General features: G+C 63.8%; 10 protein-coding genes and 2 pseudogenes. 5 read left to right on the top strand and 7 right to left on the bottom strand.

Translation table 11 applies throughout. The features are described from left to right. Nucleotides 1-45: 45 nt before the first annotated feature. From LOY42_RS19800 to LOY42_RS19790, 4 genes and pseudogenes are all read right to left on the bottom strand, one after another. Nucleotides 46-1,599: an amino acid permease gene (locus LOY42_RS19800; protein WP_139673112.1), complete on the bottom strand. Its 1,554-nt coding sequence runs from the start codon at nucleotides 1,597-1,599 to the stop codon at nucleotides 46-48. Nucleotides 1,600-2,154: 555 nt separating this feature from the next. Further along, a pseudogene (locus LOY42_RS26705) lies at nucleotides 2,155-2,664 on the bottom strand (methyl-accepting chemotaxis protein); the annotation flags it as partial. A 396-nt stretch (nucleotides 2,665-3,060) separates the two neighbouring features. Beyond that, nucleotides 3,061-4,062, bottom strand: a pseudogene (locus tag LOY42_RS26700) (chemotaxis protein); the annotation flags it as partial. Nucleotides 4,063-4,337: 275 nt separating this feature from the next. Continuing rightward, a complete protein-coding gene (locus tag LOY42_RS19790) occupies nucleotides 4,338-5,690 on the bottom strand; it encodes an APC family permease (protein WP_258598937.1) in 1,353 nt (450 codons plus the stop codon). A gap of 425 nt (nucleotides 5,691-6,115) precedes the next feature. Between LOY42_RS19790 and LOY42_RS19785 the strand changes: the two genes are divergently transcribed. Together LOY42_RS19785 and nadA are read left to right on the top strand one after the other, a co-directional pair. Continuing rightward, the gene (locus LOY42_RS19785; RefSeq protein WP_258598935.1) at nucleotides 6,116-7,627 is read left to right on the top strand and encodes a YdgA family protein; all 1,512 of its coding nucleotides are present in this window, start codon (nucleotides 6,116-6,118) and stop codon (nucleotides 7,625-7,627) included. A gap of 244 nt (nucleotides 7,628-7,871) precedes the next feature. After that, the gene (gene nadA, locus LOY42_RS19780; protein ID WP_046856750.1) at nucleotides 7,872-8,930 is read left to right on the top strand and encodes a quinolinate synthase NadA; all 1,059 of its coding nucleotides are present in this window, start codon (nucleotides 7,872-7,874) and stop codon (nucleotides 8,928-8,930) included. A gap of 53 nt (nucleotides 8,931-8,983) precedes the next feature. Here nadA and LOY42_RS19775 read toward each other — a convergent pair whose 3' ends face one another. Then, nucleotides 8,984-10,420 (bottom strand): M48 family metalloprotease, encoded by a 1,437-nt coding sequence (locus tag LOY42_RS19775; RefSeq protein WP_046856749.1) that lies wholly within the window; start codon nucleotides 10,418-10,420, stop codon nucleotides 8,984-8,986. Between the two features lie 106 nt (nucleotides 10,421-10,526). Here LOY42_RS19775 and LOY42_RS19770 point away from each other — a divergent pair, with 106 nt between their 5' ends. Together LOY42_RS19770 and LOY42_RS19765 are read left to right on the top strand one after the other, a co-directional pair. Continuing rightward, nucleotides 10,527-10,766: a sulfurtransferase TusA family protein gene (locus LOY42_RS19770; RefSeq protein ID WP_023630920.1), complete on the top strand. Its 240-nt coding sequence runs from the start codon at nucleotides 10,527-10,529 to the stop codon at nucleotides 10,764-10,766. A gap of 163 nt (nucleotides 10,767-10,929) precedes the next feature. Then, nucleotides 10,930-12,000: an AI-2E family transporter gene (locus tag LOY42_RS19765; RefSeq protein ID WP_102681686.1), complete on the top strand. Its 1,071-nt coding sequence runs from the start codon at nucleotides 10,930-10,932 to the stop codon at nucleotides 11,998-12,000. 124 nt (nucleotides 12,001-12,124) lie between these two features. Here the strand turns inward: LOY42_RS19765 and LOY42_RS19760 are convergent, their stop codons facing one another. Continuing rightward, on the bottom strand, nucleotides 12,125-12,598 hold the full coding sequence (locus LOY42_RS19760) for a peroxiredoxin (RefSeq protein WP_102681687.1): 474 nt from the start codon (nucleotides 12,596-12,598) through the stop codon (nucleotides 12,125-12,127). Nucleotides 12,599-12,608: 10 nt separating this feature from the next. Then, the gene (locus LOY42_RS19755) at nucleotides 12,609-13,169 is read right to left on the bottom strand and encodes a glycine cleavage system protein R (RefSeq protein WP_038705592.1); all 561 of its coding nucleotides are present in this window, start codon (nucleotides 13,167-13,169) and stop codon (nucleotides 12,609-12,611) included. A gap of 260 nt (nucleotides 13,170-13,429) precedes the next feature. Here LOY42_RS19755 and dapA point away from each other — a divergent pair, with 260 nt between their 5' ends. Next, nucleotides 13,430-14,317: a 4-hydroxy-tetrahydrodipicolinate synthase gene (gene dapA / locus LOY42_RS19750; protein WP_258598932.1), complete on the top strand. Its 888-nt coding sequence runs from the start codon at nucleotides 13,430-13,432 to the stop codon at nucleotides 14,315-14,317. Nucleotides 14,318-14,320 lie beyond the last annotated feature (3 nt).

The following is a 14,320-nucleotide window of genomic DNA, read 5'->3' as shown; positions in this document are numbered from 1 at the left end:
CGGAGCAGTGGTGGGCGGACCGGGGCGGGTCCGCCAATGGAGAGTTCAGGCGGGTTGCTGGCTGGCCGCGAGCGCATCACCTGTGGGCTCTGCCTTGCTGCGTTCGGCTTTGCGAATCTCGATACTGGAGAAGTCCATTTCCCTGTAGCGCACCACCTTGGAGCCTGTGACCAGCTTGTGGCCGAACCAGACCACCACGAACAGCACCAGGCCGACGTAGGTGGCAAAGGCACCGACCCAGTCGATCTGCCCGCCGATGAACGCTTGGTAGTTCTGCCCGAGCATGACCACCATGCACAGGCCGAAGGCGAACAGCGGGCCGAACGGGAAGTATTTCGACACATACGGCAGTTTCGCGAGGTCATTGCCATTGAGCAGGTAGCCGCGGCGGAAGCGGTAATGGCTGATGGCGATGCCCAGCCAGGCGATGAAACCGAGCATGCCGGAGGTGTTCAGCAGCCACAGGTAGAGCTTGCCGGGGCTGAACAGGAAGCTCAGCAGGCACAGACCCGCGACCGCGGCGGTGGCCAGCAGCGCCCAGACCGGCGTGCCACTGCGGGTCACCCGGGCGAAGATGGCCGGCGCCTTGCGCTCCAGCGCCAGGCTGTAGAGCATGCGCGACGAGGCATACATGCCTGAGTTGCCGGCGGACAGCACCGAGGTCAGGATCACTGCGTTCATCACGGCGGCGGCGGCGAGCATGTCAGCCTTGGTAAAGATCAGGGTGAACGGACTAATGGTGACATCCGACAGGCCGTCTTTGAGCAGGCGCGGGTCGGTGTAGGGGATCAGCAGGCCGATCACGACAATGGTGAGTACGTAGAACAGCAGGATGCGCCAGAAGATCTGGCGCACGGCCTTGGGAATGTTGCGTCCCGGGTTTTCCGTTTCGCCAGCGGCGATGCCCACGAATTCGGTGCCCTGGAACGAGAAACCGACGATCATCGCCACGCCGATCAGCGCCGGCAGGCCGCCGGCAATGGGCGCGTCGCCGATCTGCCAGAGGTGGGCGCCACCGTCCTGGCCGCCTTCGAGGATGCCCAGCAGCATCAGCACACCCACGGCGATGAAGATGATGATGGTGATGACCTTGATCAGGGCGAACCAGAACTCCGCCTCGCCGAAGAAGCGCACCGAGGCGACATTGAGGGCGAACAGCAGCACCAGGAAGGCCGCGCTCCAGATCACCCCGGGGGTGTCCGGGAACCAGTAGAGCATGATGATCTGTACGGCCACCAGGTCCACGGCGATGGTCACTGCCCAGGAGTACCAGTAGTTCCAGCCCAGGGCGAAGCCGAAGCTTTCTTCGACGTAGCGCGAGGCATAGGTGGAGAACGAGCCGCTGACCGGCATGCACGCGGCCATTTCGCCGAGGCTGGTCATCAGGAAGTAGACCATCAGGCCAATCACCGCGAAGGCCAGCAGTGCGCCGCCGGGGCCAGACTGGGCAATGGTGGCGCCGGAGGAGACGAACAGGCCGGTGCCGATGGAGCCGCCGATGGCGATCATGTTCAGGTGACGGCTGGTGAGGGTGCGCTTGAGGTGTCCGGAAGGTGGGGCTGCGGCAGTCAAACTTCCGTTGTTGTTCGAATGGGTCATGGGCAACCTATTGGATCTGCATTCGGGTGAGTTGTTGTTTTTGTTGTGAACTGACCACTTCCAGTTGCAGGTGACGAGCGCGGATGGGGCGCTGGTCTGCCAGCAGCTTCTCCAGTGCTGCGGCGGTGGCGATTGCATTGATTGAAATCAGTATTGGCGTTGAAAGGTGTTCGCAACAAACGACAATTAGTTGCTATATCATTCCATTTTGGAATGCTTGGTTTCGTCGTTTTGATCGTGTGGCAAAGTTGAAATTTGCACGCATTCATCTGGATTGCCCATATTTACTGAGATGCGTCGACGTCATTGTGGAGTGTGAAATGGTCGTTTTGTAACTGTCATGAAATGTACGAAACAATATGGCGGAAATTTATTCATCATTGATGCAACAAAAAACCGATACCTGGCGTGGCCAGATATCGGTTTCGGAGGGTCATATCCCTTCAAGTGGAGGGATTGATGGAGGGGCAGCCTTGTCGTGAGCTGTCAGCCTTTGTCACGGCGGACCGTGCAGCTACTGGCAGTCCGCTGTTGCTGTTTCATCCGGGGGCGGATTCAAACCCGGAACTGCGCCATCAGTGCCTGCTGCTGGTTGGCCAGCCGGTTCAACGCCTGGCTGATGTGCGCCGATTCGTCGGCCTGCCCCGACAGCGATTCGGTCACGTCGCGGATGCCCGCCACGTTGCGGTTCACCTCTTCGGCCACTGCGCTCTGTTCCTCGGCGGCCGAGGCGATCTGCAGATTCATGTCGGTGATCACCGTCACCGCCTCGCCGATACGCTGCAGTGCTGGCAAGGTCTGTTCCATCTGCGCGGCACTGTCCTGGGCCTGGCGCTGGCCGGCCTGCATTGCCTCGACCACGTCCTGGGTGCCTTGCTGCAAGCCTTCGATTACCTGGCGGATCTCCTCGACCGACACTTGAGTGCGCTGCGCCAGGTTGCGTACTTCGTCGGCGACCACCGCAAAGCCTCGCCCGGCTTCGCCGGCGCGGGCCGCTTCGATGGCGGCGTTGAGGGCCAGCAGGTTGGTCTGCTCGGCGATGGCGCGGATCACTTCAAGTACCGAGCCGATCTGTTCGCCACGGCTTTCCAGGGCGCGGGCTTCATCCATGGCCGCATCCATGCCGCCGGCAAGTTGGGCGATAGCTTCGCGGGTGGCGCCCACCCGCGCCAAGCCATCGCGGGTTGCCTGGTCGGCACCGCGTGCAGCCTGGGCGGCCTGTGCGGCGTTGTGGGCAACGTCATGGGCAGTGGCGCTCATCTCGTTGGCCGCCGTGGCCACCTGTTCGATTTCGCGGTGCTGTTGCTGCATGCCGTCGCTGGTCTGGCGGGCGATCAGCGCCGACTGGTCGGCAGTGCCGCGGGCTTCCTGCAGCGAACCCTTGAGCTGGGCGATCACCGGTTGCAGTTTGTCGAGGAAGCGGTTGAACCAACCGGTGAGCTGGCCCAGTTCGTCGTCGCGGGCGTAGTCCAGGCGCCGGGTCAGGTCGCCTTCACCGCTGGCGATGTCCTCCAGGCGGGCGGCCACGGCCAGGATTGGCCGGGTCACGCCGCGGGCGGTCAGCCACACCAGCAGCAGCCCCAGCACGGCGGCGCCCAGGCCGACCAGCAGGCTGACGAGGTTGGCCTGCTGGTTCTGGCTGTCCAGGCGCTGGTTGAGGGTGACGGCGGGGGCTTGCAGTACCTGCTCGGGCAGTTCGAGCAGCACCTGCCACGGTGCCGCCCCGGGAATTGGCGCAAAGGGTCGGGAAATACGCATGGTGCCTTGGTCCAGGCGCTCGACGGCCTGGCCGGCGCGCAGTGGTGCGGCCAGGGCCGCCGCGCTGGCACCGAAGGCCTGCTGCACGGTCTTGCTCAACTGGCCGGCATCCTGACTGTGGCCGGCGAGCAGGCCCGCAGGGCTGACGATGCTGACCTGGCCCTGGCCGTCGAACAGCTCCTGGCGGCCGGCCAGGCTCAGTTGCTGCAGGTTGTCCAGGCCGATGTCCAGGCCGACCACGCCCACCACCTTGCCGTTTTCCAGCAGCGGCAGGGCAATGCTGGTCATCAGTACCTGATGACCGTTGACCTCGTCGAAATACGGGTCTAGCACGCACGCCTTGGCGGTTTCCAGCGGGCAGGTCAGCCAGCGGTTGTAGGGCGAACCGTTGGCGCCGATGCTGGTATCGGCGAGCATCGATTCGGGCATGGCCTCCGCTTCGAGGTTGCCAGTGCCGGGCTGCGACCAGTACAGCGAAAAACGCCCGCTGTCGTTGCTGCCGTTGTCGGCCTGGCCTACGAAGCGCGCGTCCTGCTGGTCCAGGGCGTTGGGTTGGAACACCAGGTACAGGCCGATCAGGTCGGTATTGCCGGCCAGTGCGGCGCGGGCTTCTCGGCTCAGCTCACCGCGCAGTTCGGCACCGCCACGGGCCTTGAGCGCCTGCACCAGGCGGGCGAAACCGTTGCCGTACTGGTAGGCCTCCATGAAGTAGCGCTGGATGCGCAAGGCCTGGGTTTCGCCGTGGGCCTGCAGGCGCAAGCGGGCACTGTGGTCGAGCAGTTCGGTGTTGGCCTGGAATACCTGCTCGGCGCTGCGCCGGGCCTGGGTGAGCGAGGTGGCCACCAGCAGGGCGACGATGGCCAGCAGGCACAGGCCGGCGAGCAGGGTGATCTTCCACTGGATGGAGAGACGGCGCTGCGACATGGGCTTTTCCTTCTCGGGCAAACACAACGCCCGCGGTCAGGCGGGCGTCGGTGGGGTCATTCGGCGATGCAGTTCGGTGGCGCAACCCTGAAGGCCTTGGTCAGCCAAGCCAGGTAGAGCACGCCAAGCAGGGCCCAGACACCGCCGAACAGCAAGGAGTGTTCGTTCAGGTCCAGCCACAGCGAGACGATGATGCAGAAGCCTATCGTCGGCGCCACCAGATACTTGAGGTTGTTCGTCAGGCCCTTGTTCTGTCTCTCACGGATATAGCAGTGGTTGATCACCGAGAGGTTGACGAAGCTGAACGCCACCAGCGCGCCGAAGTTGATCACCGAAGTGGCGGTGACCAGGTCGAAGAAGATCGCCGACAGCGAAATCAGGCCGACCACGGCGATGTTCAGCACCGGGGTCTTGTAGCGCGGGTGCAGGCGGGCGAACACCCCGGCCGGGATCACGTTGTCGCGGCCCATCACGTACAGCAGGCGCGACACGCTGGTCTGCGAGGCCAGGCCCGAGGCGATGGTGTTGATCACCGTGCAGGCGATGAACACCGACTGGAACAGCTTGCCGCCGACGTACAGGGCGATTTCCGGCAGGGCTGCTTCCTGGTCGTGGAAGCGCTGCATGGTCGGGAAGTAGGCCTGGATAAAGTACGACACCCCGATGAACACCACGCCGCCGATCAGGGCGGTCAGGAAGATCGCCCGGGGGATGGTCTTGCCCGGGTCGCGGGTCTCCTCCGACAGGCAGGTCACTGCATCGAAGCCCAGGAACGAGAAGCACAGGATGGTCGCGCCCGCGGCCAGCGCGGCGAACTGGGTCTGGTCATCGGCGAACGGCAGCAGGCTCCAGGCGGTGCCCAGTCCCTCGCCGTGGCCCAAGCCGCGCCAGCACAGGTAGATGAACACCGAGATGATCGCCACCTGCACGGCGACGAACAGCAGGTTGAAGTGCGCCACCAGGTTGATGCTGCGCATGTTGATCAGGCTGATCAGGGTGACGAAGCTGGCCACCCATACCCAGGCCGGCACTTCGGGAAACATTGCCGACAGGTAGAGCTTGGCCAGCAGCGCGTTGACCATGGGCAGCAGCAGGTAGTCCAGCAGCGACGACCAGCCGACCAGGAAGCCCACGTGCGGGTTGATGGCGCGCTGGGTGTAGGTGTACGCCGAGCCCGACTGCGGGAAGCGCCGCACCAGCGTGCCGTAGCTCACGGCAGTGAACAGGATGCCGGCCAGGGCCAGGATGTAGGCGCTGGGCACATGCCCTGCAGTGATGCCGGAGACGATGCCGAAGGTATCGAACACGGTCATCGGGGTGAGGTAGGCCAGGCCGATGATCACCACGTGCCAGAGGCGCAGGGACTTGTGGAACTGGGGATCGCCGGAAGCGCTGTGGTCAGGCTGCATGCGGGCGCTGCTCCTGTGTCGAAACAACGGGCACGGCGAGTGACGGGCACGACAAGGTCGAGCGGATGGGCTCCATGTTATTCACCTTTTATGTTGGAGCTGCAGGGTGCGCGAAATAAACAACGATGGTCGTTTGAGTGTCAAGTTAAACGTGACAGGTAGTCAATTGAATGGAAGGTGAATCGGTTTTTTTGGCCGTTATGCACTGTTATTGGCCGATTGAACGGATCGTAAGTCGATTTTGATGTTCGTAAAAATTGACATTGCTGTTGGCCAAGGCAGGCTGTCCTTGAGGTGCCGATAAACGAAATACAGCAAGCATTACCGCGCCGGCCGGGCGCCGATGGTATTCTTGCCACCCCGCGTGCCCTCGTTTCCGTGGTCCGCCCAATCGCCCTCCCTATGGACAGCAATCGGTTCTATTCATGAAGAAATCAGTAGGCATCCTTTCCGGCCTGGCGGTCGCCATCGCCGTCGCAACCACCGCTGGCGCCTGGTACACCGGCAAGCAACTGCCCGCGGAGCTGGAACGCTCCGTTGCCCGCGGCAACGAAGAGCTGAAGAAAGCCCTGGTCGGCAACGGCGGCAGCATGACCATCGAGCTGGTCTCGCTGGAGCAGCACTTCTTCACCAGCACCGCGCACTACCGCCTGAAGGCCGAGAACGTGCAGCTCGGCGAGGCCGAGGCGCTGAACTTCCAGGTTGGCGTGACCGACCAGATCGAGCACGGCCCGTTCCCCTGGTCGCGGGTCAAGGCGTTCAAGCTGATGCCGGTCATGGCCACCAGCAACAGTGCTTTGGACAAGGATGACTTCACCGCAGGCTGGTTCACCGCCGCCGGCGACAAGGCACCGGTCACCGCCCAGGTCAGCCTCGGCTACAACGGCAGCGTCGACAGCGATATCCGCCTGGCGCCGGTGACGCTCAAGGAAGACGGCGGCAACGTCCTGGACTTCTCCGGCCTGCAGCTGCAACTGCGCGGTGACCGCGACGGCAAGGCGGTGGAGATCCACGGCAATGCCGAGCACCTGGAGTTGAACTTCGTCGATGAGCAACACGCGCCGGTGAAGATCCTGCTCAACGGCTTCAAGGCCGGCGGCAAGCTCCACGAAACCGCTCACGACATGGTCTACGTCGGCAACTTCGACCTGGCCCTGGCCGACACCCAGGTGACCTTCGGGCCGAAGCAGGAAGTGCTGGTGCTCAAGGGCCTGCAGCAGAACAACCTGTACAACGCCGAGGGCGAGGCCAAGGACAAGCTGGCCGGGCGCCTGGAATACAAGGTCGCCGACATCAGCTACGGCGGGCGCAAGGTCGGTAGCGCGGAAATGGTCCTGACCATGAAGTCCATCGACATCGCGGCCATGCAGGCGTTGATGGAGTGGTACCAGACCCAGCTGCCGCAGATGCAGCAGGCGGCGGCCGAGGGCGAGGCCCCGTCGCTGGAAATGACCCCCGAGGAACAGGCCAAGGTCCAGGGCGACCTGCACAAGCTGCTGGTAGCCAAGCCGCAGGTGGCGGTGGAGAAGCTGGCGTTCAAGACCGCCAATGGCGAGAGCCACTTCAACCTGGCGATGGACTTCGCCAGCCCCAGCTCGTTCGACCTGCCGCCTGACCAGCTGGGCAAGCAGCTGCTGACCCAGCTGAAGGCCAAGCTCAGTGTCTCCAAGCCGATGGTCGGTGACCTGGCCACGTTGCAGGCGCTGCTCGACGGCGAGACCGACGCCCAGGCCATTGCCCAGCAGTCCAGCCAGGCTGGCGAGATGCTCGGCATGATGGCGCTGCAGAGCGGCATGGCCACGGTAGAGGGCACCGATGTGGTATCGAGCCTGCAGTATGCCGATGGCATGGTCGACTTCAACGGCAAGAAGATGACCGTCGAAGAGTTCGCCATGCTGATCAGCGGCCACCTGGCGGCGCTGCAGCCGCAGGGCTGAGCCCTCGGGCAGACCCGCTCCCATCATCGTGGGAGCGGCGATGCGGCGACCCGACTTGCCCCGCGACGGAGGGCTGCAAAAACCCCTTTTGCATCCTTCCGATTGCCTGTAGCCTTCGCGTCCGATAATAATCCGCGCCCGCAGAGGGGCCGAGACGCTGGCCGTCCGGCACCGCTAGCCGATCTGCCAGGGCCGGGTGATACACTCGACTGACGCGCTCAAGCGCCCTGCAGGTCCAGCGATCATGACCCAGATTTCCGAACGCCTGTTGGTCCAGGCGCACCTCGATGCCAAGCAGCCCAACCCACTGACGCCCGCGCAGGAGGCCGATTACCGTGCGGCCATCGCTGCCGAGCTGAAGAAGCAGAACGCCGTGCTGGTGGCCCACTACTATTGCGATCCGGTGATCCAGGCCCTGGCCGAGGAAACCGGCGGCTGCGTGTCCGACTCGCTGGAAATGGCGCGCTTCGGCAAGAATCACCCCGCCGAGACCGTGGTGGTGGCAGGGGTGCGCTTCATGGGCGAGACGGCGAAGATCCTCACCCCGGAAAAACGCGTGCTGATGCCGACCCTGGAAGCGACCTGTTCCCTCGACCTGGGGTGCCCGGTCAAGGAATTCTCGGATTTCTGCGACCAGCATCCCGAGCGCACCGTGGTGGTCTACGCCAATACTTCCGCGGCAGTGAAAGCCCGCGCCGACTGGGTGGTGACCTCCAGCTGCGCGCTGGAAATCGTCGAAAGCCTGATGGACAACGGCGAGACCATCATCTGGGGCCCGGACCAGCACCTGGGTCGCTACATCCAGAAGCAGACTGGTGCCGACATGCTGCTGTGGGATGGCGCCTGCATCGTTCATGAAGAGTTCAAGTCGCGCCAGCTGGCCGACATGAAGGCGCTGTACCCGGACGCCGCGATCCTGGTGCACCCCGAGTCGCCGGAAGCGGTGATCGAGCTGGCAGACGCGGTAGGTTCCACCAGCCAGCTGATCAAGGCGGCGCAGACCTTGCCGAACAAGACCTTCATCGTCGCCACCGACCGCGGCATCTTCTACAAGATGCAGCAGCTGTGCCCGGACAAGGAATTCGTCGAGGCGCCGACCGCTGGCAACGGCGCGGCCTGCCGCAGCTGCGCGCACTGCCCGTGGATGGCCATGAACACCCTGGAGCGGGTGCTGGACTGTCTGCGCAATGGCAGCAACGAGATCTTCGTCGAGCCGGCGCTGATTCCCAAGGCGATCAAGCCGTTGAACCGCATGCTCGACTTCACCCAGGCGGCGCGGTTGAAGTTGTCCGGTAACGCCTGACCGGTTGCACAAACTATCGCGGGGCAAGCCCCGCGATGGTTTCTGGCTGTGTATCAGCGCCCCATCATCTCCTTGACCATGCGCTGCTGCTCCATGATCTCGCGCTGGCGCTGGTCGATCTGCGAAGCCAGCGGGAAGTTGCTGCCCGAGCGGCGCTTGGCGTAGTCGAGCTGCTGGATCGCCTGGTCGAAGTCGCCGACCAGGGTGAAGTATTCGGCGCGCGCGCGGTGCAGGCCGATAGTGTTGCCCGACAGCCCGCGCACTTCGGCCACGTCGTACCACACGTCTGGATCGTCCGGACGGTTCTTGACCAGGTCATCCAGCACCTTTTCCGCTTCGGCTGGCTTGTTCTGCTTGACCAGCAGGTCGGCGCGCACCTGTTTCAACGGGTAGTTGCCCGGGTACAGCGCCTGCATGCGCTGGGCGCGCTGCTGGGCGTCGGCCAGGCGGTTGTTGGTGATGTCCAGGTCGATCTGCGCCAGGTTGTAGGTGATGTCGTTGGGCGCCTTGGCCAGCAGCGGCTTGAGGTTCTCCCGCGCTTCGTTGAGCTGGCCGCCCTTGATCTGCGCCAGGGCCAGTCCGTAGCGGGCGGCATCCATGTTCGGGGTTTCGTCGAGCTGGGCGCGGAAACGCTTGGCGGCCATGCCCGGCGTGCCTTCGTAGGTGAGCTGCACGCGGGCGCGGATCAACTGGTAGCGCAGGCTGTCTTCCACGCCGCCCTTGGGCGCCTGTTCGGCGCGGTTGCGGGTGTCGGCGATACGCGATTCGGTAACCGGGTGGGTCAGCAGGAATTCCGGCGGCTTGGCATCGTAGCGGTACTGGCGGGCCAGGCGCTCGAACATGCTGGGCATGTTGCGCGGATCGTAGCCGGCCTTTTCCAGGTTGAGGATGCCGAAACGGTCGGCTTCCTGTTCGTTCTGCCGGGAAAAGCGCCGCTGCTCCTGGATTGCCGCGGCCTGTGTGCCGGCGATCACGCCAATGCCGGCATCGCCGCCGCCGCCCGCCGCCAGCACGATACCGGCCAGCAAGGCCGCCATCATCGGCAGTTGCATGCGTTGCTGGGCCTCGACGCCGCGGGCGAAGTGGCGTTGCGACAAGTGCGCCAGTTCGTGGGCCAATACCGAGGCGTACTCGCCTTCGGTCTGGGCATTGAGGAACAGGCCGCCGTTGACCCCGACGATGCCACCGGGTGCGGCAAAGGCGTTGAGTTCCTTGCTGTCGATAAGGATGAACTCCAGGCGCCGGTCCTGCAGTTGGCTGGTCTCGGCCAGCTTGTACACGCTGGTCTCGACGAAGTCCTTGAGCTGTGGGTCGTTGAGCTGGTTCACCTGGCCGCGCAACAGGCTCAGCCAGGCGCGGCCGAGCTGGTGTTCCTGTTGTGGCGAGACGATCGCGGAGCTGGCGTCGCCCAGTGACGGCAGGTCGTCGGCGTGGCCGGGCAGGGCCAGCAGGCAGGCCAGCGTCAACAGGGTGGGGCGCAGTAGATTCATGCAGAAGCTCGCGTCGGTCAAAAGCCTTACTGTAGCCGGGTCGCGCGATGCCGACCAGTGGCGGTATCCTAGCGGCCTTCCCCATGCGGTCCTGGAGCGCTGCCCGATGAGTGACACCCCGACTTGTGACGCCGAGCTCGATGCCAGCGGTCTCAACTGTCCATTGCCGCTGCTCAAGGCGAAGATGGAGCTCAATCGCCTTGCCAGCGGCGCGGTGCTCAAGGTGCTCGCCACCGATGCCGGCTCGCAACGCGACTTCCGCACATTTGCTCAACTGGCCGGTCATACGCTGCTGCATGAAACGGCCGAGGCCGGGGTCTATACCTACTGGCTGCGCAAGGCCTGATTCCCTTCATTAGGCTCTATACGAAAAGCCTTGATACTTGTTCATGCTGCGTTGAAAACAGCCTCGGAATGCTCATGTACTCTAGTACACTCCGCTTCCTCGGCTGTTTTCGCCTTGCCTGACCTGCGTCTCAAGGCTTTTCGTACAGAACCTAGGATCGTCAATGTTCAAAGTGCTTCGCGACTGGATGCAGCGCTACTTCTCCGACGAGGAGGCGGTGGTGCTGGCGGTCCTGCTGTTCCTGGCCTTCACCGTGGTGCTGACCCTGGGCGGCATGCTCGCGCCGGTGCTGGCGGGCATGGTCCTGGCGTTTCTCATGCAGGGGCTGGTCAATGCCCTGGAGCGCCTGAGGGTACCCACACGGCTGGCCGTCTGGCTGGTGTTCGCGCTGTTCATGGGCGCGCTGGCGGTGTTCATGCTGGTGCTGGTGCCGCTGCTCTGGCATCAGCTGATCACCTTGTTCAACGAGCTGCCCGGCATGCTCGGCAAGTGGCAGTCGCTGTTGCTGCTGTTGCCCGAGCGCTACCCGCACCTGGTGTCGGATGAGCAAGTGCTGCGCGCCATCGAGTCGGTGCGCGGCGAAATCGGCAAGTTCGGCCAATGGGCATTGACCTTCTCCTTGTCGAGCCTGCCGCTGCTGGTCAATGCCATGATCTACCTGGTGCTGGTGCCGATCCTGGTGTTCTTCTTCCTCAAGGATCGCGAGCTGATCGGGCGCTGGGTCAGTGGCTACCTGCCGCGTGAGCGCACGTTGCTCAACCGGGTGGGCGACGAGATGAACCGGCAGATCGCCAACTATATCCGCGGCAAGGGCATCGAGATCCTGATCTGCGGGATTGCCACCTATATCGCCTTCATCAGCCTGGGCCTCAACTATGCCGCCTTGCTGGCGCTGCTGGTGGGGTTGTCGGTGGTGGTGCCGTATGTCGGCGCGGTGGTGGTGACGGTGCCGGTGACCCTGATCGCGCTGTTCCAGTGGGGCTGGGGCGATCAGTTCATCTACCTGATGGCGGTGTACGCGATCATCCAGGCGCTCGATGGCAACGTGCTGGTGCCGCTGCTGTTCTCCGAGGCGGTGAGCCTGCACCCGGTGGCGATCATCTGCGCGGTGCTGCTTTTCGGCGGGCTGTGGGGGTTCTGGGGGATCTTCTTCGCGATCCCGCTGGCGACGCTGTTCAAGGCGGTGCTGGATGCCTGGCCGCGGCAGGAAACGTCTGTGGCGCCGATGCTGTAATTGCTGGGGCCGCTTTGCGGCCCTTTCGCCTGCAAGCCTCCCACATGGATCGCTTTACCTGTGGGAGCCGGCTTGTCGTGGCGACGAACCGCGGCGAAGGGCTGCGTAGCAGCCCCATGCGTCCTTAAGCCTTGTTCAAGGCCTCGGCCGCAGCCAGTACCGCATCCACATGCCCGGGCACCTTCACCCCACGCCATTCCTGGCGCAGCACACCGTCCTTGTCGATCAGGAAGGTGCTGCGGTCCACGCCCAGGTATTCCTTGCCATACAGCTTCTTCAGCTTGATCACGTCGAACAGCTGGCACAGGGCCTCGTCCTTGTCGCTGATCAGCTCGAAGGGAAAGGCCTGCTTGGCCTTGAAGTTCTCATGCGACTTGATGCCATCGCGCGATACGCCGAACACCACGGTGTTGGCGGCCTGGAACGCCGCGTGCTGGTCGCGGAAACCCTGGCCTTCGGTGGTGCAGCCCGGGGTGCTGTCCTTGGGGTAGAAGTACAGCACCACTTGCTGGCCTTTCAGTTCAGCCAGGCTGACGCTCTGGCCGCTGGTGGCCTGCACCTGGAAATCGGCGACGGGTTGGTCGATTGCTACGGCCATGGGAGCTTCCTTAGACAGGGTTCTGTGGGCGCCACGGTTCGATCAGCGCGTCCAGGTTCAGCGCGTCGGCGAAGTCGAGGAACTGGTCGCGCAGCCAGCTGATCTGGGTGCCGGCTGGCAGGATCACGGTGAACTGGGCGTTGAGCATGCTGCTGCCGGTCTGCGGAGCGAGGTAGGTGTCGCAGGTCATGGCTTCGAGCTCGACGCGGTGGTCGAGGAAGAACTGGCACAGCTCGTTGATGATGTCCGGGCGATAGGCGGCGCTGACGTAGGCCACGTAAGGCAGGGCCTGCGGGCGCACCTCTTGGTCGGCGCTGCGGACCACGTCCAGCGTCAGGCCGTGCTTCTTGCCCAGGCCTGGCAGGGTGGCCTCGAGGCGGGCCAGGGCATCCCAGCTGCCGCCGACCTGCAGCACCAGGGCGCTGGTTTCGCCGTGGCGCGACAGGCGCGAGGTGACCACCGCGCAGCGATTGTCGAAGGCCGCGCGGCTGAGGACGTTGGCCAGCTCCATGGGGTTGGGGCCCAGGGCGCTGATGACGAGGAATTGTTCGCGAACGGTGGGGGTGGACATGCAGCATTCCTAAAGCGATGAGCGGTCGGTACAGGACGGGGGCAAGCCTCCTTTTCCAGCAGGGCCCCGGCCGGTTTGGGCGGCTGTGGACGCAGGCGAGGAGCACTGTCGACGGCCCGGCGGGCCGCGCTGTACCGATCAAAGGATCAAGGGTAGCGAAAAGCGGCGCGAAGGGGAATGCTCCGCCCGCCTGCTTCGCTTGTGCAAGGCCGATGGCGCCAGTACCATTACCGCTCTCTTTTTCCGGCAGGAGCAATTACATGATTGCGGGCAGTATGGTGGCGTTGGTCACACCCATGGATGCACAAGGGCGTCTGGACTGGGGCAGCCTCGACAAACTTGTAGACTTCCACCTGGAAAATGGCACTCACGCGATCGTAGCTGTCGGTACCACCGGTGAATCCGCCACGCTCGATGTCGAAGAGCACATCCTGGTCATCAAGCATGTGGTCGAGCGCGTCAAGCGCAGCAACCACCGCGTGCCGGTGATCGCCGGTACCGGTGCCAACTCCACTGCCGAAGCCGTGCACCTGACCCAGAATGCCAAGAATGCCGGCGCCGACGCCTGCCTGCTCGTCGTGCCTTACTACAACAAGCCGACCCAGGAAGGCCTGTACCAGCACTTCAAGCACATCGCCGAAGCCGTCGACATCCCGCAGATCCTGTACAACGTACCCGGCCGCACCTCCTGCGACATGCAGGCCGAGACCGTGATCCGCCTGTCGAAGGTCAAGAACATCATCGGCATCAAGGAAGCCACCGGCGACCTGGTCCGTGCCAAGCAGATCCTGGACGGCGTCGACAAGGACTTCATCGTCCTGTCCGGCGACGATCCAACCGCTGTCGAACTGATCCTGATGGGTGGCAAGGGCAACATCTCCGTCACCGCCAACGTCGCCCCGCGCGAAATGGCCGACCTGTGCGAGGCCGCCCTTGAGGGCAATGCCGAGAAGGCCCGCGCAATCAACGAAAAACTCATGCCGCTGCACAAGGACCTGTTCTGCGAAGCCAACCCGATCCCGGTGAAATGGGCGCTGGTTGAAATGGGCCTGATGCAACAAGGTATCCGCCTGCCGCTGACCTGGCTGAGCGAAGGCTGTCACGAAAAAGTCCGTACTGCCTTGCGCCAGTCCGGCGTACTGGTTTAATCG

The sequence above is a fragment of the Pseudomonas sp. B21-023 genome (assembly GCF_024749165.1).
Lineage (GTDB): Bacteria > Pseudomonadota > Gammaproteobacteria > Pseudomonadales > Pseudomonadaceae > Aquipseudomonas.
This window is presented reverse-complemented; position numbering and strand designations above follow the sequence as displayed.

What these genes read in the sequence shown, in the direction of transcription:
- LOY42_RS19770 (WP_023630920.1), top strand. Translation starts at nt 10,527, where the DNA reads ATGAGTGACACCCCGACTTGTGACGCCGAGCTCGATGCCAGCGGTCTC.
- LOY42_RS19800 (WP_139673112.1), bottom strand. Translation starts at nt 1,599, where the DNA reads ATGACCCATTCGAACAACAACGGAAGTTTGACTGCCGCAGCCCCACCT.
- LOY42_RS19760 (WP_102681687.1), bottom strand. Translation starts at nt 12,598, where the DNA reads ATGGCCGTAGCAATCGACCAACCCGTCGCCGATTTCCAGGTGCAGGCC.
- nadA (WP_046856750.1), top strand. Translation starts at nt 7,872, where the DNA reads ATGACCCAGATTTCCGAACGCCTGTTGGTCCAGGCGCACCTCGATGCC.
- LOY42_RS19785 (WP_258598935.1), top strand. Translation starts at nt 6,116, where the DNA reads ATGAAGAAATCAGTAGGCATCCTTTCCGGCCTGGCGGTCGCCATCGCC.
- LOY42_RS19790 (WP_258598937.1), bottom strand. Translation starts at nt 5,690, where the DNA reads ATGCAGCCTGACCACAGCGCTTCCGGCGATCCCCAGTTCCACAAGTCC.
- dapA (WP_258598932.1), top strand. Translation starts at nt 13,430, where the DNA reads ATGATTGCGGGCAGTATGGTGGCGTTGGTCACACCCATGGATGCACAA.
- LOY42_RS19755 (WP_038705592.1), bottom strand. Translation starts at nt 13,169, where the DNA reads ATGTCCACCCCCACCGTTCGCGAACAATTCCTCGTCATCAGCGCCCTG.
- LOY42_RS19775 (WP_046856749.1), bottom strand. Translation starts at nt 10,420, where the DNA reads ATGAATCTACTGCGCCCCACCCTGTTGACGCTGGCCTGCCTGCTGGCC.
- LOY42_RS19765 (WP_102681686.1), top strand. Translation starts at nt 10,930, where the DNA reads ATGTTCAAAGTGCTTCGCGACTGGATGCAGCGCTACTTCTCCGACGAG.